16 protein-coding genes are annotated in these 18,691 nt (G+C 61.6%); 10 read left to right on the top strand and 6 right to left on the bottom strand.

What is annotated here, in order from left to right; genetic code table 11:
• Positions 1 to 227: 227 nt before the first annotated feature.
• The 4 genes from E3374_RS13750 to E3374_RS13735 all read left to right on the top strand — a co-directional run bounded on the left by E3374_RS13750 (position 228) and on the right by E3374_RS13735 (position 5,380).
• Entirely contained in the window at positions 228 to 1,151 is a 924-nt protein-coding gene (locus E3374_RS13750) for a hypothetical protein (RefSeq protein ID WP_136689531.1), read from the top strand.
• A 135-nt stretch (positions 1,152 to 1,286) separates the two neighbouring features.
• Positions 1,287 to 2,435 carry a signal peptidase I gene (locus E3374_RS13745; RefSeq protein ID WP_136689530.1) on the top strand — a complete coding sequence of 383 codons (1,149 nt, stop codon included), beginning with the start codon at positions 1,287 to 1,289 and terminating at the stop codon, positions 2,433 to 2,435.
• Between the two features lie 43 nt (positions 2,436 to 2,478).
• Complete coding sequence (locus tag E3374_RS13740) at positions 2,479 to 3,597, top strand: DUF5305 domain-containing protein (RefSeq protein WP_136689529.1); 1,119 nt, start codon at positions 2,479 to 2,481, stop codon at positions 3,595 to 3,597.
• Positions 3,598 to 3,991: 394 nt separating this feature from the next.
• Positions 3,992 to 5,380 (top strand): sugar porter family MFS transporter, encoded by a 1,389-nt coding sequence (locus tag E3374_RS13735; RefSeq protein WP_136689528.1) that lies wholly within the window; start codon positions 3,992 to 3,994, stop codon positions 5,378 to 5,380.
• Between the two features lie 9 nt (positions 5,381 to 5,389).
• Here the strand turns inward: E3374_RS13735 and E3374_RS13730 are convergent, their stop codons facing one another.
• Positions 5,390 to 6,967, bottom strand: a complete 1,578-nt coding sequence (locus E3374_RS13730) for a uracil-xanthine permease family protein (RefSeq protein ID WP_136689527.1) — start codon at positions 6,965 to 6,967, stop codon at positions 5,390 to 5,392.
• Positions 6,968 to 7,145: 178 nt separating this feature from the next.
• On the opposite strand from E3374_RS13730, the gene E3374_RS13725 reads away from it, so the two are divergent.
• From E3374_RS13725 to E3374_RS13710, 4 genes are all read left to right on the top strand, one after another.
• On the top strand, positions 7,146 to 7,811 hold the full coding sequence (locus E3374_RS13725) for an Sjogren's syndrome/scleroderma autoantigen 1 family protein (RefSeq protein ID WP_136689526.1): 666 nt from the start codon (positions 7,146 to 7,148) through the stop codon (positions 7,809 to 7,811).
• Positions 7,812 to 8,001: 190 nt separating this feature from the next.
• On the top strand, positions 8,002 to 9,174 hold the full coding sequence (locus E3374_RS13720) for a substrate-binding domain-containing protein (protein WP_136689525.1): 1,173 nt from the start codon (positions 8,002 to 8,004) through the stop codon (positions 9,172 to 9,174).
• Positions 9,175 to 9,202: 28 nt separating this feature from the next.
• Positions 9,203 to 10,012, top strand: coding sequence for an ATP-binding cassette domain-containing protein (locus tag E3374_RS13715; RefSeq protein WP_136689524.1), 810 nt, complete (start codon positions 9,203 to 9,205; stop codon positions 10,010 to 10,012).
• On the top strand, positions 10,009 to 11,034 hold the full coding sequence (locus E3374_RS13710) for an ABC transporter permease (RefSeq protein ID WP_136689523.1): 1,026 nt from the start codon (positions 10,009 to 10,011) through the stop codon (positions 11,032 to 11,034). The genes E3374_RS13715 and E3374_RS13710 overlap by 4 nt, the downstream gene beginning before the upstream one ends.
• Before the next feature lie 88 nt (positions 11,035 to 11,122).
• On the opposite strand, the gene E3374_RS13705 is transcribed toward E3374_RS13710, so the two are convergent.
• Positions 11,123 to 11,794 (bottom strand): HAD family hydrolase, encoded by a 672-nt coding sequence (locus E3374_RS13705; protein ID WP_136689522.1) that lies wholly within the window; start codon positions 11,792 to 11,794, stop codon positions 11,123 to 11,125.
• A gap of 705 nt (positions 11,795 to 12,499) precedes the next feature.
• On the opposite strand from E3374_RS13705, the gene E3374_RS13700 reads away from it, so the two are divergent.
• Positions 12,500 to 13,147: a class II aldolase/adducin family protein gene (locus tag E3374_RS13700; protein WP_136689521.1), complete on the top strand. Its 648-nt coding sequence runs from the start codon at positions 12,500 to 12,502 to the stop codon at positions 13,145 to 13,147.
• A 5-nt stretch (positions 13,148 to 13,152) separates the two neighbouring features.
• Entirely contained in the window at positions 13,153 to 14,691 is a 1,539-nt protein-coding gene (locus E3374_RS13695) for an FGGY-family carbohydrate kinase (RefSeq protein WP_136689520.1), read from the top strand.
• Positions 14,692 to 14,743: 52 nt separating this feature from the next.
• On the opposite strand, the gene E3374_RS13690 is transcribed toward E3374_RS13695, so the two are convergent.
• The 4 genes from E3374_RS13690 to E3374_RS13675 form a co-directional block, all read right to left on the bottom strand.
• A complete protein-coding gene (locus tag E3374_RS13690; protein ID WP_136689519.1) occupies positions 14,744 to 15,631 on the bottom strand; it encodes an NAD-dependent epimerase/dehydratase family protein in 888 nt (295 codons plus the stop codon).
• Between the two features lie 155 nt (positions 15,632 to 15,786).
• Positions 15,787 to 16,869: an ABC transporter ATP-binding protein gene (locus tag E3374_RS13685; protein ID WP_136689518.1), complete on the bottom strand. Its 1,083-nt coding sequence runs from the start codon at positions 16,867 to 16,869 to the stop codon at positions 15,787 to 15,789.
• Between the two features lie 13 nt (positions 16,870 to 16,882).
• The gene (locus E3374_RS13680) at positions 16,883 to 17,755 is read right to left on the bottom strand and encodes a carbohydrate ABC transporter permease (RefSeq protein ID WP_136689517.1); all 873 of its coding nucleotides are present in this window, start codon (positions 17,753 to 17,755) and stop codon (positions 16,883 to 16,885) included.
• Positions 17,752 to 18,573: a carbohydrate ABC transporter permease gene (locus E3374_RS13675; RefSeq protein ID WP_169051856.1), complete on the bottom strand. Its 822-nt coding sequence runs from the start codon at positions 18,571 to 18,573 to the stop codon at positions 17,752 to 17,754. Before E3374_RS13675 ends, E3374_RS13680 begins: the two co-directional genes overlap by 4 nt.
• Between the last annotated feature and the right edge of the window lie 118 nt (positions 18,574 to 18,691).

Here is an 18,691-nt window from a genome sequence, read left to right as displayed (position 1 = left end):
ATATTGCTTCCGGGGATTCATAGACCGGCTGAGACTCCCACGGAGGAAACCCCGCCGTCGTCGGGCTTCGCCTGACTGCCTGAGGGACGTAGTCCCTCTCTGTTCACGGCGGGGAGGATGTCATCACCGCTGTGAGGGTCCCGCGACGGCCAGTGACGGTCGTGGGAGCCATCGACGCAGTACGCTGAAGAGGCTGGCCCCACGAGCGATCGAAGAGGAACAGACCGATGACGCGGGACGATCGGCCGAGTAAGGGGGACGACCTGTGGCTGACGCTCAGGGAACCGGCTACCATATTCGACCTCGTGCTTCTGGGGGCGGTACCCGCTACGCTCCTCGGGACGATGGCCCTCCCACAGGCTACTCGGACAGCTCTCGCCTTCGAGTACACCGATCCGTCGATCGGCACCGCGTTCGTGTCGTCGTTCGTCCACGCCACCGAGACACACGCCGCCGTGAATCTCGTGGGCTACACCCTCGTGGTCGCGCTCGCGTACGTACTGAGCGTGCTGAGCGGTCGTCGTCGCCGCTTTCGCGTCACGTTCGTCTCGCTCGTACTCGCCAGTCCGATCCTGCTGTCGTACCTGAACCTGACGATCGTCCGGCGCAGCGCCGCCATCGGATTCTCCGGTGTCCTGATGGCACTGTACGGCTATCTCCCGCTCGCGCTGGGCGCCTTCCTCCAGGAGCAACTCGATCTGGGTGACAGTCGACGGACTGGCCCGCTTTTGTTCTTCGTCGGGCTATCCCTGATCACGGTGTTGACTCTCGGGGCCGTCCTCACGAACCCGGTAACAGTCCCGGTTCGAGGCGTGACAGTCCCCGTCACGTCGGTGCTGGCGGGAACGCTCTTGAGTCTCTTTCTGGCACTCACGCTCGTCGTCACGCTGTACGTCCTGTCTGTGACAGACGGGGAAAGGAACGCTCGATCTGTAGCCAGTGCTGCGCTGAGTCGATCGGGCCGTGCTGAACTAACAGTCGTCGCCTTAGTCACCTTCCTCGCCGTGCCGTTCGTCACGTTTCCGCTCGATCCCGTCGTCAACGGCGGCGTGTTGAACCTCTACTCTCACCTCGTGGGATACGGACTGGGATTCATCGCCACGTACGTCACGGCGACGGTCGAAGACCGACTGTTCGATACTGTAGAATGAATATATAGAAGCAACAAAAATACACAACTTAATTAAAAATATCGGAGACGTCATCTCCTGATTATCGATGAATTGGGCATACGGTTCGACAGAGCAGACCAACTATTTTATCGAGCCAGGACGAACCAACGGGTGATGGCACTCCGGAGGGTGCTGGGGGTACTCGGGAAGGCAGCCATCGTGATCTTTCTGGTCGCGATGGTCACAAGTCAGATACTCGGCCAGCCAGTGCTGCTGGGCTACGTCACGACGGGGAGTATGGAACCCACCCTGAACGCCGGGGACGGGTTCGTGGCGATCCCGGCGGCCATCGCCGGGCCGATCGAAACGGGCGACGTGATCACGTACCGGGCGGAGAACGTCCAGGGTGGTGGCCTCACGACCCACCGCGTCGTCGAGGAGACCGATCGGGGATACATCACACGGGGGGACGCCAACCCCTTCACAGATCAGGACGGTGGTGAACCCCTGGTCAGCGACGCCCAGGTCGTCGCCGTCGCCTGGGGACCCGGGAGTGACGTGCTCGCGATCCCGGAACTGGGAACGGCTGTCACCGGGATACAGGACGTGTTCCGGACCGTCCAGCGACAGCTGGCGGCTCTGCTGGGAACGCGATCGCTGCTCGGCGTCCAGGGGATCGCGTACCTCCTGCTCGCGGTCTCGGTCCTGGGATACGTAGCCGACGTGGTGGCGAGTGGCGATCGATCCAGAGGGAGGGACACATCCCGCGGGACGGGAATCGACGCCCGAGTGTACGTCGGGATCTTCGCTGCGGCGCTGGTGCTGTCGGCGACGGCGACGATGGCGATCCCGGCGGGGTCCCAGGAGTTCGGAGTCGTCAGTGCCGAGAGCGACGCGCCGGGGATCCGGGTCGTCGAGCGCGGGACGACCGAGACAGCACAGTACGTCCTCGGGAACGGTGGCTTCGTCCCGACGATCGCCTACTTCGATCCGGTGACTGACAGCATCGACGTCGAGCCGCGCGAGACGGTTATCCCCGGCCACGCGAGCGTGAACGCGACATTGTCGATCACCGCACCGCCGGAGACCGGTTACTACCGGTACTACGTTACCGAACACCGCTACCTCTACGTCCTGCCACGGCCGGCGATCGACGCCCTCTACCGACTGCACCCGTGGGCACCGATCGTCGTCATCGATCTGGTACTCGGCGGCGGGTTCTATCTCGTCGGGACGGTGCTGGTCGGGTCCGGGCAGGTCAGGTCGCGAACCCGCGAGAGTCCCTCGCGCGTCCGGCGGTTGCTCGCACGGTTCCTGCCCTGAGGGCCCCAACCATTATGACGCGATGGCGAGTACCCGAACTCGCATGAGTAGGTGGGACCTTCGGGTCCGCGCGCGAGTCGTCGACAACTACGAACTGCTCCTCGCCGTCGCGGTACTCCTCGGCCTCCTCGGCGGATTTCTGACGTACACGACCCACGTCGATCCTGGGACCAGCGCCGAGACGCGGGAAGTGTCCTCCTGGGAGTCCAGCGGCGAGTTCACACACCGGGCGACTGTGATGAACGGAACGGCCGCCTTCGCCGAGGGGAGTACGCTACGGAACCGATCGGTGTACTTCCGGGAGATAACTCCCAGACTGAACGGCTCGTTCGCCTACGCCTACCGCGCTTCGGACGGCGGCGATCTCACGGTCGAGACGACCGTCTCACTGGTCTTCCGGTCGATCGAACAAGCCCAGGAAGAGCAGGACGACGCGACCGTGTTCTGGCGGGATAGCCGGGTGCTGACACGAGAGCGAAACGAGGGCGTGTCACCGGGCGACCGGGTGACGTCCTCATTCTCGACGAACGTCAGTGCGGCCGCCAACGAAGTGAGTCGCATCGACGAGCAACACGGCGGGACCCCGGGTCAGCTAGAGGTCGCGATCGTCGCCGAGACGGCGATCACGGGCACGAGGAACGGTGAGCCCGTCGACGTCACCAGGACGTACCGCCTGCCGATCGACCCGGGCGACAGTGTCTACCGCGTTCAGGATCCCGGCGTTGTCACGAAGTCGGGGGACCAAACGACGCAGGTCACGGTGCCGGCGACCCACGGGTCGCTTCGCCGGATGGGCGGGCCGGTACTGCTGGTGCTGTCGCTGGCCGCCGTCGCCGGATTGGCGTACGGCAGGTGGACCGACCGGCTCACGGTCACCGCAAGGGAGCGCGACTGGCTGGCCTACCGGTCGGATCGGGACGCCTACGACGAGTGGATCACGACCGGCCGCGTCGATGACGAGGACGCCGACGAGGTGATCAGGGTCGATTCGCTGGAAGGACTGGTCGACGTCGCGATCGATACGAACGGCCGCGTCATCGAGGACGAACGCCGGCACACGTTTGTCGTCCTCGATGACGACCGGCGGTACCACTTCGAACGGCCACCCGAGCCGAACCAGCGTCGGGGAGAGCCACTGGAGAGCGAAGACGGTGATGAGTGAACCAGAGAATGTAATGTGGCCGATGGTCCGATACACGGATGTCGATCACCTGTGATCCAGTGAGTCGACGGCCGTCCGAACTGACTGGTCTCGCCGCTGGCCCGGCCGTTCATCGACGACCCCCCTGGTCCAGCGAGTCGACGGCTGTCCGAACAGACGGTTGGAAAACGGAACGGGACAGACCCGGGGATCATACGCGCGTACCCGGCGTGAATCCCGGAACGACCGACACTGTGAATCTCCCACACGAATGGATGAATTTCCAGAAATAGATCGACTGGAGCGTTATTTTTGAATATCTTTACCGTATAGAAGTCCGCAAGAATTGTTTCCCGTAGTATTCGTCGAGAATTCCCGGAGCGTTTTTCCGTGCCAATTTTCGATGCCCGAACGAATGTCTACGACCATTGTGAACGACGTGTTGCGTGGCGGCGGTGATCGATTCGTCTATTTGGTGTCGGCGATGGCCGCGCTGAACGGCCTGTTGTTCGGCTTCGACACCGGGATCATTTCCGGGGCGATCCTATTCATCAACGACACCTTCCCGGCAGTGGAGAACTCGGCACTCATCGAGGGGATCGTCGTCAGCGGGGCAATGGCCGGTGCCGCGACCGGTGCGGCACTCGGCGGGCGACTCGCCGACCGCATCGGACGCCGACGGCTGATCATGTTGTCGGCGGTCGTGTTCTTCCTGGGATCGTTCCTGATGGCGGTCGCGCCGACAGTCGAGATCCTCGTGGCCGGCCGACTGATCGACGGCGTCGCGATCGGTTTCGCCTCGGTCGTCGGGCCGCTATACATCTCCGAGATCGCGCCCCCGCGCATCCGCGGTGGACTCACCTCGATGCACCAGCTGATGGTCACGATCGGCATCCTCTCGTCGTACTTCGTCAACTACGCCTTCTCCGGGAGCGGTGCCTGGCGCTGGATGCTCGGCGCGGGGATGATCCCCGCCGTCGTGCTCGGCATCGGCGTCCTGAAGATGCCCGAGAGCCCGCGGTGGCTCTACAGCCACGGCAAGCCCGATCGCGCACGGGCGGTGCTTCGTCGGACGCGACAGGGCGACATCGAACAGGAACTCGGAGAGATCAAGGAAACTGTCGAGCGCGAGTCCGGAACGAGCCTCACGAAACTGCTCGAACCCTGGCTCCGCCCCGCCCTGGTCGTCGGGGTCGGGCTGGCGATCCTCCAGCAGATCACCGGTATCAACGCGGTGATGTACTACGCGCCGACGATCCTCGAATCGACCGGCTTCGGGAGCGCGGCCTCGATCCTCGCGACCGTCGGCATCGGCGTCGTCAACGTGGTAATGACCGTCGTCGCGATCGCCTACATCGACCGCGTCGGCCGGCGGGCGCTCCTGCTCGTCGGGACCGCCGGGATGACCGTCACGCTGGCCATCCTGGGCGTGATCTTCTACCTGCCCGGCCTCTCGGGCGTGCTCAGCATCACCGCGACCGTCTGCCTGATGCTGTACATTTCGTTCTTCGCGATCGGGCTGGGCCCGGTCTTCTGGCTGCTCATCTCCGAAATCTACCCGCTCGCCGTCCGCGGGTCGGCCGAGGGCGTCGCGACCGTCACCAACTGGCTGGCGAACCTCGCCGTCGCGCTGTCGTTCCCGATCCTGACGGCGAACATCGGCCCGTCCTCGACGTTCTGGCTGTTCGGGGTCTTCAGTGCCGTCGCGTTCGCGTTCACCTTCAAGCTCGTCCCCGAGACGAAAGGCCGGACCCTGGAAGCCATCGAGAACGACCTGCGGGAGAACGTCGGGGTCGGCGACTGATTGCGGGCCTCAATCGCCCGAGAACGGGGGCTGGTCGTCCCCGATGCGGTCCGACGCACGCTGGACGGCCGACCGGAACTCGTCGTCACTTTCGGTGATCGCCGCCCAGTCGGCCAGACCCCGTTCCTCTCGAGTGCCCGGAACAGTGTTGTCGAGGACGAACGCCACGATACCGCCGACAGCCATCTGGACGCCGCCGACGATGTAGACCGTCTGAGAGACGATTTCGGTACCGAGGATCGGGCCGAGCAGCGGGACGTCAGTCATCCCCTGTCGGAGGAGTTCGTATCCGCTCCCGACGGCGTCCATCTCGGCGGCCGCGGCGTCGATGTTACCCATGTACGCGGGGATCGCCATGCCCGCGAACAGCGCGATCCCGACGATGAAGAGGTTCCGCGAGGAGTCAAGGTCGACGTACTTCAGGTTCGAGAGTCCGACGGCGACGATCTGACCGAACATGGCGATGTACAGCCCGCCGACGATCGGTCCGGGGATCGTCGCGATCACGCGACCAAAGAGTGGGATCACGCCGACGATCAGCATCGCGATCGCGCCGATCTGGACGACAAAGCGCGAAGCGACGCCCGTCAGTCCGATCGCACCGATGTTCTCCGAGTAAGAGGTCGACCCGCCGGTTCCCATCAGCCCGGAGAAGACGTTCGCCAGCCCCTCCATGCCGATACCGTGGTTGATCCGCCGTCTGGAGGGTGCGCCGACGCCCGAGATCCGCGCGACAGCGTGGTAGTCGGCGAAGGACTCGATGATCGAGGCGAGCACGCCCGCGAACATCCCGATCGCGAAGGAAATCCGGAACTCGGGCATCCCCCACTGGAGCGGATAGGGGACGTAGACCAGCGTCCCGGTCGCCAGTTCGCCGAAGTCCAGATACGCGGGATCACCAGCCGGGATGACGCCGGCCGCCGAGCCGACCGCCGCGACGAGCCACGCGACGGCGATGCCGAGCAGGATCGGGAACAGGTCGAACACGCGAGAGACACGGTCGAGGTACTGCGAGAAGACGACGATCAACAGCAGCGTCAATCCCAGCAGATACCAGTTGTTCGTCGCGGAAGTGATGTCCCCGGCCGAGAACAGCGACAGCCCGATCAGCGCGACCACCGGGGCGACGACGACCGGCGAGAGGTATTCCCGGATCTTCCCCACGAGGCCGAAGTATCCGATCCCCACCTCGACGAGTGCGGCGCTGATGATCGCCCCTTGCAGGAAGAGCAGTTTGGCGTTCCAGGAGGGCAGACCCTGCACTGTCACTTCGGTGGTGACGATCGCGATCGCAGGCGCGAGCATCGAGAACGGCGCGCCCTGGACGATCGGGTAGCGATTGCCGAACGTGGTCTGGGCAAGCGTCGCGATCCCGCTGACGACGAAGAACGTCCCGACGAACTTCGCGGTCACGTCGGCGGGCATTCCCATCAAGTCCGCCAGGATGAGCGGGACGGCGATGTTCGCCCCGATCATCGTCAGGTAGTGCTGGACCCCCAGCAGGATCGAGCGAGAAAGCGGCGGGCGGTCCTCGATCCCGTACTCGACGAGCGCATCACGATCGTCCGCGTTCTCGGTTTCGCCCATGCCTGAGACCCACCTGTAGGAACTGGATTGAAAATCCATCGAAACACGCGCTTCTTTCGGGTGGGGGAACGATCGCTGGAGGGACGGCCACTCCGTCCGACGACGGCCCCCGTCGGCCGGCCAGTCGATCGTCACGGGTCGCAACGTCTATGCCCGTTGATCGGTCTTAGGTATACACATGAGTGACTTCGACGAGGAAGCCGAGCGCGAGCGTCTGCGCGAACAGTACGAGCGCGAACAACAGAAACGCGAGGCGACCGAGCACATGAGCGAACTCCTCCTGAAAGGCGCGACGATGACCGACGCCCACTGCGATGAGTGTGGCGACCCCATCTTCCGGTACGACGGCCAGACATTCTGTCCGACCTGTCAACGTGAGGTCGACTTCGATGCCGAAGGCGGGAATGCGACCGACTCGCCAGCCACGTCGTCCGGCGAAGCCAGCCCCGGGGAATCCGCCGAGGGCCGGGACGACAGGGACCTGGAAAGTGCAGCGACGTCCGACACCACGGATTCGACGGGTAACGAGGCCAGTACGTCTCCGGCGGCCGTTGACGAGCGTGAGGGTGCTGTTACCCAGTCCGGCCCGGCGGATGACGATCCGGCGATCGCCACGGAACGCGTCGAGATACCCGCAGTCGATCCCGAGAGCGGACGGGACCCCTCACGATCAGGGTCGGGGATCGCGGGCGATCTGGCCGAGGCTCGCGACTCGCTACAGCGGACCCTCCTTTCGTTCGCCCGGCAGGCCGAATCGATTGATGACCCCCGCCGCGCCCGCGACGCACTCGAGGCGGCCCACGAGGCCGCCGACGCGCTCGCTGCGATCGACCGGATCCGCTAAACGACTGTACAGATTTCAGACGGCTCCAGGGTCGACGATTGCCGATCGAGGCGGCTCCCAGACCCCATCTCGTCGATAATATAAATAACTCAATTTACAGGAGGTGCATACCACGTCACGTAGTTCTACCCATAGTACATACCACATGATGAAAAGTTATTATAGTGTGGAATCATAAACTCAGTGTTGTATGGGAGATAATGACAGCCGGTTCAGCGTACGAGTCGGCAAGGGCGTCTCACGTCGAGACGTGATGAAACAGCTCGGGGCATTGACGGCAGTCGGAGGACTGGCCGGATGCCTTCAACAGAGCGACACGACGACAGAAGGCGGTGGAGGCGACGACGGTGGAGACGGCGGATCCGGAGGCTCCGCACCGTCGTATCAGCGCGTGGACTTGGTCCCGCCGCCGACGGAGTTAGACTTCTCCTCCGAGCCCCCCGAACGGGACGTCAGGATGGTCTGTCACAACGGGGCGATCTCGTTCTGGAATCCGTCGATCGGTGGGCTACACGATGCTGCCAGCCAACTCGGCTGGAACGCCAGCTTCACGGGGCCGTCCGGCGGATTCAGTATCGAAGAACAGGTCAATATCCTGGAGAATATCGTCACGTCGAATCCGGACCTCATCATCACCACCGTCGCGGACCCGAGCGCGTACAACCAGGTCATCAACGACGCACTGGACAACGACATCCCGGTCTTGACCTTCAACACGAACAGCCTCCGTGCAGAGGGTCGCCAGCACATGCGCGAGGAGTTCGGCCGGGCCCTGCCGTTCGTCGGCCAGGACCAGTTCTCCTCGGGATACGCCAACGGGATGGCATTGCTGGGGAAGCTCCCGGACGGAGCGAGCAAAGTCACGGTCGGACTCGCAGATCCCGGCCACAGCGGCCAGGCAGCCCGTGCCAGTGGCGCGGAGGCAGCCGTCCGACAGAACTCCGACATCGAGATCACCGAGCGAGTCAACTACACGGACGCGGCCAGTGAGGGGGTGACGCGAATTTCGAACCATCTCCAGTCGAACCCCGAACTGGACGGGATGGTCGGTAGCGACGTCTACTCGTGGTTCATCGGCCAGGCCGCCGAACAGGAGGGCAGGGCCCAGGACATGATCATCGGGGGGTTCGACCTCCCCCAGCAGACGCTTGATTACATCGATCAGGGCGTGATGAACTACACCACCGGACAGGACCCCTACAGTCAGGGGTACTTCCCCGTCCATCAGGCGTTCGCGTACATGGAGCGGGGGATGCCACCCAAGGAGTACCTGACGGGTGCAGAGATAATCGATCAGGAGTCGATCGGTTTCGCTCTCAAGCGACGCAACTGGGGCGAACTCCTGAGCTACCACGGCGTTTAGATCACCGAGCACGATCAGAAAGACAACCATGTCGGAAGACGACTCCATACTGCGGACGGTCGGACTGACGAAACACTTCGGGAACATCGTCGCAGTCGAAGACGTCGACTTCTCGCTGCGCGAGGGTGAAGTCATGGCCGTGGTCGGCGACAACGGCGCCGGCAAGTCGACGCTGATCAAAACCCTCTGTGGTGTCCACGAACCCACGAGCGGGGAGATATACGTCCGCGACGAAGCGGTCGAGTTCGAAGACTACAGCGACGCCCGCGAGAAGGGCATCGAGACAGTCTACCAGGATCTGGCGCTGGCCGAACAGCAGACGGTCGCCGCGAACGTCTTTCTCGGCCACGAGCCGGTTCGCCCGGACTTCCTCGGCCGGTTCCTCGGCATCGTCGACAAAGCGGCGATGCGCGACCGGGCCCGAGAAAGCCTCGACCGCGTCCAGATCCCCGTCGATCCGGACGCGAAAGTCCGGGATCTCTCCGGTGGCCAGCAACAGGCGGTCGCGGTCGCGCGCGCCCTGCAGTCCGATCCGGACATCCTCATCCTCGACGAGCCGACCAGCGCCCTCTCGATCGAGGGGGCGCGCAACGTCCTGCGAGTGATCGACGACCTCCGCGAACAGGGGCTGTCGATCATCCTCATCAGCCACAACATCCGGCAGGTCCTCACGATCGCCGACCGGATTTCGGTGCTCGCCCAGGGCCGGCTGACGGGCGTCCGGGACGCCGATTCGGCGACGCGTGACGAGATCATCTCGCTGATGATGGGCGCCGACGAGGAAGGGGATGTCGAAGAGTTCGACCTCTCGGGCGCCGAGGAGGGGGCCACCGTATGAGCACCGAAATGCAAGATGACGAAGCGACGGAGGCGGCCGTCAGTCGCGGCGCGGAATCACGACTCCGCCGGCTCCTCCAGCGGCGCCAGATCGGTGTCTTCATCGGTTTTCTGCTCCTGTTCGGGCTCATCGGCGTGACGCGACCGGAGCTGTTCTTCTCCTGGGACGACTTCAGCGGGATCCTCTCGCAGTTGCTCCGCCAGGCGGCCCCCTACGTGATCATCGGGATCGGGATGACCTACCTGATGATCGGCGGCGAGTTCGACCTCTCGGTCGGGTCGATGTACGCCGTCGCCGGCCTCACGTTCGCGATGTTGCTGACCGACTTCCAGCTCACCGTCCCGGCGGCACTGGCGGTAGTCCTCCTCCTCGGGGCAGTCGTCGGACTGACAAACGGCGTGATCGTGACCAAGGTCGGCATCCCCTCTCTCATCACGACCATCGGGATGATGAGTATCTTGCGGGGGTTTGCCTACTGGCTGACGACCGGTGGATCGCGACAGCTCCCCGACGATCTCGGGCTGCTCGAACTGTTCGGCGGATCGATCACGGTCGCGAAGGTCGAGATCGCCTACATGGTGTTCTGGATGCTCGCCCTGATCGTCGTCTTCGGACTTGTCCTCCAGAAGACCCGCTTCGGTCACCACGTCTACGCGACGGGCGACGACGAATCGGCCGCCGACCGGAGCGGCATCGACACCGACCGCGTCAAGATCGCGAACTTCGTCATCACCGGCGTCGTCACCGCCGTCGCGGGCGTGCTCGCGATCTCGTACTTCAGCTCGATGTTCGGCTCTGCTGGCCGCGGCTTCGAGCTGTTGATCATCGCCGCGGTCGTCATCGGCGGGACGAACCTCTTCGGCGGCGAAGGGAGTATCTCCGGGATGTTCCTCGGCTCTCTCGTCATCGCGGTCATCCCGGTCCTGCTGGTGTTAAACGGCGTCTCCGTCGCGTTCCAGGAGACGCTGACCGGCGCGGTCATCATCGGCGCCGTGATGGTCGACATCTTCCTCCGGGATTGAAACTCCCGGTCTGTTTCCACGGTTTGTTTTGTGGCACCACTTATCAACAATTCATTAAGTGAAATATATTAGAGAGGTCTGTCGAAATTCACTCTGCTGGCGGTTCGACCGCCAGAAGATCTTCGAGCGATGCGATCTCGAACGTCGGTTGCGCGTCGCCATCCGGTCGCTCACCCTCCCTGACCAGCAGTGCTGAATCGGCCCCAAGTCGGTCGGCCGTCTCGATGTCCGAGAGTCGATCGCCGACGAACAGTGCGTCGGCTGGATCGACCTCCAGGGTATCCAGGGCAGTCCGCAAGTAGTGGGGATCGGGCTTCATCCGGTCGTATCCCGCCAGCGTCGGCGCTCGACCGTAGGCGGCACCGACGTGCTCATCCCACTCGAAGTACTCCCGAACGAAACGGACGGTGCCGTGGCGGTTGTTGCTAACAATCGCGAGAGCGGACGACCCAGCCAGGGTTTCGAGGACGTCGACGTCCGCGAAGGGCTCGCGTTCACCCTCGCGGATCTGATCGTTTTCGAGTACTGTCGCGGCGTGTTCCCGGTACCCCCAGTAGGGTTCGGCCGGAACGTCGAACCGCTCACACAGTCGGCGAGCCGTCGCCGCATCGTCCGGGTCGACGAGGGCGGCAGGCGGCTCCTCGACCCCCGCCTCGAAGTCGGTGAGGGCTTCGACAGTCGCCCGTCGGTAGACGGCGGGCGCCGTGTGATAGCCGGTGAGCAACACCCCGTCCAAATCGAATGCGATCGCATCGTACACGGATACAATCCTCTGAGACCGCAGCGAAAGTAGGTGTTGTGAAAGCCGCTGCGTCGAAGAGACACAGTGCACACCACTATTCGAATGCAAGGGATAGATCGGTGGCCGTATAAAATAACTGTATTTTTATGACTTCCATAATTAGACAGATAAGATATATTATCTTCGTCGTGAGGGTTACGATTGATAGTGGTAAAGCCGATGACTGATTTCCGAGGAGTCAAGAGTTGTGCGCTCCGAAAACGGACGACTGATTGCCGGACGCAGTAACGTATCACCCACCGTGGTATCACGTCAGTGGTCCTGGAACGTCGTCGGAACCGCGACCGTCGCCCGTCAGTGTCTACGGCCATGGTGCTCTCGGTCGGTTCTGACGACTGTGCGGAAGCGACGTCATTCCCGACGCCGAGTGCTGATCCGGCAACCGGTATCGATCCCGTCGCGAAGACCTGTCGTCACGAGACGTCGATATCCCGCTTCTCAAGCCCGGTGATCTCACTGTTGGACGACCCGGGAGCATCACGGTTCGGTGGATCCACAGGCATGTACACGATCATCCTACTTACCAATTCCAAATGAATATAATATTTATTACTATATATGGTACTGGACGAAAGTGAGACAGATGTGATAATCGGTCACAACGGGCACGGTCCCACCCCAAAGAAATTTTAGGTGAGGGAGAGAATCGATAGGTGCCAACTCATGTTGCTCGAAGATTTGCGGACCGAGGTGTACGAGACGTTGATGGCACTGCCGGAGAACGACCTGGTCAGGGGGACTAGCGGGAACGTAAGTGGTCGGGAGGGTGAGCATGTCGTAATCAAACCGAGCGGCGTCGCCTACGACGAACTCTCGCCGGAGAACCTCGTCGTCGTCGACATGGACGGCGAGGTCGTCGAGGGCGACCTCAAGCCCTCAGTTGATACCGGAGCCCACCTCCACATCTACCGGGAAAACGACGAACTCGGCGGGATCATCCATACCCACTCGACGTACGCGACCGCCTTCGCGGCCGCCGGACGGGAGATCCCCGTCTACGTCACGGAACTCGCCGACACCTTCGGCGAGTCGATCCCCGTCTCTTCGTACGTCCCACCCGGGACCGAGGCGATCGGCGAGGAGTTCGCGAAACACACCGGCGATGGGAAGTTCCAGGGGCTGTTGATGAAAAATCACGGCCTGTTTGCGGCCGGGACGGAGCCGGGTGACGCGCTGAAGGCCGCCCTGCACATCGAACACAGTGCGAAGATCTCCGCGATCGCGGAGGACCTGAGCACGCCCGAAGAGATCCCAGCCGATGAGGCCGAGCGTCTCAACCGAGAGTACCTCGAAGGGTACGGACAGGAGTGATTACGATGGACGGCACTTACCTCATGGGTACGGACATCGGGACGCACGGAACGAAGACGGTCCTCGTCTCCCCCGAGGGCGAGGTGCTGGGCTCCGGCCAGGCCGACTACGAGGTCGAGCAACCGGAACCCTCCTGGGCCCAGCAGTGGCCCGACGTCTGGGTCGAAGCGACCTACGACTCGATCAGGCAAGCCATCGACGACGCCGACGTCGATCCCGCCGAGGTCCGCGGGATCAGCATCTCCAGTCTCTACGGTGGTGCTGGCGTCCCGATCGACGCCGAGGGCGAACCGCTCTACCCCTGTCTAATCTGGATGGATCGCCGGGCGACCGACCAGGTCGAGTGGGTCAAAGAGAACGTCGACCTCGACGAACTCTTCGAGATCACCGGCAACTACGTCGATTCGTACTTCGGCTACACGAAGATCCTCTGGCTCAAGGAGAACGAACCCGAGGTCTTCGAGCAGACGGAGAACTTCGTCCCGCCGAACAACTACGTCGAGTACGTCATGACCGACGAGCTGGCCGTCGATTACTCCTCGGCCGGCAACATCGGCGGCGTCTTCGACATCGACGCCCTGGAGTGGTCCGAGGAGGCCTGCGAGATGCTGGGGATCACGACCGAGAAGTTCCCCGACCGGCTGGTGCCCTCCGAGGAGATCGTCGGCGAGATGACCGCCGAGGCGGCCGAAAAGAGCGGTCTAGAGGAAGGGACGCCCGTCCTGGCCGGCGGCGTCGACGCGCCGATGGCGACGCTGGCAGCGGGTGCCTTCGAGGGTGGCGACAACGTCAGCATGATGGGCACCTCGACGTGCTGGGGGACCATCCACTCCGGGGACGGCTTCTCGGAGAAGCTCGTCTCGATGCCCCACGTCGCCGACTCCGAGGAGAAGGTCTACACCTTCGGCGGGTCGGCGACGACCGGCGGGCTCATCGAGTGGTTCAAAGACGAGTTCGGTGGCCCGGAGGAACAGGCCGGCGAACTCGCCGACATCGACCCCTTCGAACTGTTGAACATGAAAGCCGAGGAGATCCCGGCAGGTTCGGAAGGGCTGATCGCGCTCCCGTACTTCAAGGGCGAGCGTTCTCCTATCTGGGACCCCGAGGCTCGTGGGACGTTCATGGGCCTGACACTGTATCACGAGAAGGCTCACATGTACCGTGCGCTCATGGAGGCCGGCGGCTACAGCCTCCTGCACAACGTCGAGGTCGTCGAGAACCTCGGTCTCCCGTTGAACGACGAGACCCACGTCGTCGGCGGCGTTTCGAACTCCGAGTTGTGGATGGAGATCCTCGCGGACGTCACCGGCCGGGAGATGATCGTCCCGGCCGGCGGCGTCGGCGCACCGCTCGGTGACGCGTTGCTGGTCGGCGTCGGCACCGGCCTGATAGAGGATTACGATGCCATCACCGACTGGACCGCCACCGGCGAGGTCTACACGCCCGACGCGGACACCCACGAGACCTACAGCGAGTATTACGAGATCTACAAGAGCCTCTATCAGAACGCCAAGGAAGACATGCACCGACTGGCCCGATTGTAGCGCACTTCGTTTTCGAGAGTGGCGACGTATTTCGTCACTTGCGTCTTCGAAATCAGACGAAACTCGGACGTCGGGGCGAGTCGTTCTCGGCACTTTTCCAGGAATGAGTGGGCTCCCAGCCGAGAATTGACTCGGCTTTGGTGGTCGAGTAGGCAGATTCTTCGCCTGACAAATCGCAATCGTCGGGAAGGTGTCCGAACCCAGCCTCGATCGCTTCAGCCGTTTCGACACCGAGGAAATTGTCCGGGCCGAACGCGTTGACTACCTCGTGACCGTCGATAGCTTCCTCGATCGCCTTTCGCACGAGTGAAACGACGTCTCGAACGTCGATGTAGGACCAGAGATTGCCGAACCGACCTGCGTTCTGGAAGTCGAACTGTTCCCGGATCGACGTGATCTCGTACCGGCCGGGGTACTGGATCCAGGACGAACGGATCGAGACGGCCGAAACATCGAAGGCGTTCGTAACGCGTTCAGCAGCCGCTTCGCCGGCGAGTTTCGAGGTCTCGTATCCGTTCCACGGTTTGACCGGATGCTCCTCGGTCACGGGGAAGGATTCAGGAAGTTCCGGTTCGGGCCAGTGGGTCCCGTAAACCGTCTCACTGGAGGCCCAGACGATGTCGGCTCCGGCCCGTCCCGCGGCCTCGAGTGTATGAAAGGTACTCAATACGTTATTCTCGTACACGTCGCCACCCGCGTGATTCTCCTCGTGAGGGATGTTCCCGAAGTGAACAACTGTGGCCGGATCAGCATCCAAGATCGTCTCGAAGATCGATCCCTGGTCGGTCAACTCCACCGCTTGAAAACTGACTCCATCGACATCGAGCGACTCCGGGAGCGTCCGGTCGATTGCGACCACGTCGTACTCGTCCCGGAACTCGTCGACGATCCAGCTACCCGATCCGCCAAGCGCGCCTGTAACGACAACAGTATCTCTCATAACTGTGGAAGGATCCGTACTCATAAAAGTCCTTACCAAGTTACGCTCGTCAAACGATACCACAACAAGCCATATAGAATCCGATAAGAATCGACGGGGGAGTTCAAACAGAATAACCCACAAACGAACCGACGCCTGATAGGTTAGCGCTGGAACTACTCTTTGGAAGGCAACGGTGGATTATACACGGCGTCGCCGTCCCTGTCAAATAGATGGATGTGCGTTGGGTCGATCTGGATGTCGACGCGTTCACCCGGATCAAAGTGGTTCGAGCCCTCGACCTGTGCCACGAGTTCCTCGTCCAGGTCGTCGTTTTCGAGGTATAATATATTGTACGAGCCGATCTGTTCGAATACGGATACTTCCGCCGACAGATCCCCTTCTCCGGAGGGGGCGATAGTCAGCTCTTCCGGCCTGACTCCCAGTGTTTCGACGTCTTCGGACGCTTCTTCGGGAGCCTGGAGGGAGAACGCGGACGTCCGCAACGTCTTGGACGATCCGTCCAGTTGACAATCGAGGAAGTTCATCGAGGGGCTCCCGATAAACCCGGCGACGAACTGGTTTGCCGGTTGCGAGTAGACGACCCCCGGAGTGTCGATCTGCTGTAATTTCCCGTCGTTGAGGATCGCGACGCGATCGGACATCGTCATCGCCTCCTCCTGATCGTGGGTGACGTAGACCGTCGTCGTCTTGATCTCCTGATGGAGTTGCTGCAGTTCCGCACGCATCTGTACCCGCAACTTCGCATCCAGGTTCGAAAGCGGTTCGTCCAGCAGGAATATTTCGGGATCCCTCACGATACTCCGTCCCAGCGCAACACGCTGTTGCTGTCCGCCACTGAGGGACGGCGGCCGTTTGTCGAGATGGCCCTCGATGCCGAGCATGGAGGCAGCCTCGTTGATCCGCTGGTCGATTTCATCCTCCGGGACGTCGGTGTGTTCCAGAGCGAAGGACATGTTTTTCCGCGCCGTCATGTGCGGATACAGCGCGTAGGCCTGGAAGACGAACGCTATCTTACGTTCCTGGGGAGATGCGTTCGTCACGTCTTTCCCATCGAATTCGATCGTTCCTTCCGTGGGCGTTTCCAACCCTGCGATCATCCGGAGGGTCGTCGTTTTCCCACAGCCCGATGGGCCGACCAGGGTGATGAACTCTCCGTCCTGAATGCTCATCGATAGGTCATTCACCGCTACTAGATCGCCGAACCGTTTCGTGATGTTGTTTAATTCAATATTCATTGTGTCACCTCGATCATTGCATTTCGAGCCCTGCGATTCCTTCGATGAACTTGTCCGAGAACAACGCGAACAAGATGACGACTGGGAGAGTCGCCAGCGTACTCATCGCAAAGAGCTGGTTGTACATCGTCGCGCCGTGAATTCCCTGGAACGACTGCAAACCGACGCTGATAGTGTACAACTCCTCCGACTGGAGGATCGTCAACGCGAACAGGAATTCGTTCCACGTGAAGACGAAGATGAGCATCCCCGTCGCGGTCAAACCCGGTTTCACCAGCGGGAGAATTACCTTGCCGAAGATTTTCCACTCCGGGACACCGCCGATCCTGGCCGCCTCTTCGAGGCTCTCGGGGAGGTTTGTCATGAAGCTATGCAACAAGAAGACGGAGAACGCGAGGAAGAAGGTACTGTATACGAGGATCAGTCCCAGCCGCGTGTCCACCAAGCCGAGGTTCGCGAGAAGGTTGTACAGCGGGATGAGGAGGATCTGGGCAGGGATCATCAACAGCCCCATGAACAGCAGATAGATAGGATTCGAACCCGGGAAGTCGAACCTCGCGAGTGCATAGGCTGCCGGGGTCGCGATGGCGAGTGCCCCTATGGTCGCGCCACTACTGACGATGACAGTGTTGATGAAATACTGTCCCCAGGGTCCCGTATCCCATGCCTCAAAGTACGGTTCTAACGTCGCCGGATCCGGAACGAGGTTCGGTGGGAACACCCCGATCTGTGCGGCGTCTTTCAGACTCGTCGCGACCATCCAGTAGAGCGGAATCAACACGAAGAGGACGGCTATCAGGACCGCAATATAGCGAAGGACCTGTGCCAACGTCAGACCGCCCTGATCTGTGTCGAGGAATCCAGTGAGACGATCAGCGACGCTCATATCTCAGACCCTCCCGATAGCTTGATCGCGATGACTGATAAGACGAGGGCCATGCCGAACAGGATGAATCCGTACGCGGCACCCTTTCCGAAGTTGAAGTAACTGAACGCGACTTTGTAGAAGTGCGTCGAAAGGATTTCACTGGCGTTGGAGGGACCACCGCCAGTCATGACGTAGACGTGAGCGAACGCCCGGAGACTATCGATGATCCCGAGGACGACGACGATCAGGATCGCCGGTTTGAGTAACGGGAGCGTGATATACCTGAACATCGCCCATCTGGATTTCCCCATGATTTTCGCAGCCTCATAGACGTCGTTGGGCAACCCTTGCAAACCAGCGAGAAGAATAACCATGTAGTAGCCCGTTCGTTTCCAGACGACCATCAACATCACACTCGGAAGTGAGAGTTCAATCGAGTTCAAGAATCGAATCGGTCGTTCGATGAGACCAACCGCCGTCAGTCCCCAATTCAATAGTCCGTTAGGACTCAGAATCCAACTGAAAACGATGCCAGCGACGACGATGGGAACGACAACAGGGACGAAGATCAGTGCCCGAAGGGACGACTTTCCCTTGATGCCGCGGTTGATCACCATTGCCAGTCCGAGACCGAGAAACAGCGGGATGACGAGCATCCCGAAACTGAAAATGATCGTGTTCTTGGCTGATCTCCAGAACAACGGATCTGTCAGTACCGCCTCGTAATTCGCTAGCCCGACCCATCGTTTCTCCCCCTGGATGCCGAGAGTCACGACTTCCTGAAAGCTCAGGATGAAGGTATCCACGAGCGGATACGCGAGAAAGACGGCGATCATCACGAACGCGGGGAGTAAATAGAGATACGGCTTCCAGTCTATTTCACTCCGATCGAACCGCAGTCGACGTACTATCCTGTTTTGTAATCCCGTTATACTCATGGTGTGTATTGAATTA

Origin of the sequence: Halorhabdus amylolytica (genome assembly GCF_004944975.1) — an archaeon.
GTDB lineage: Archaea > Halobacteriota > Halobacteria > Halobacteriales > Haloarculaceae > Halorhabdus > Halorhabdus amylolytica.
The sequence above is the reverse complement of the archived record's forward strand: the minus strand, read 5'-3'. Positions and strand labels throughout refer to the sequence as shown.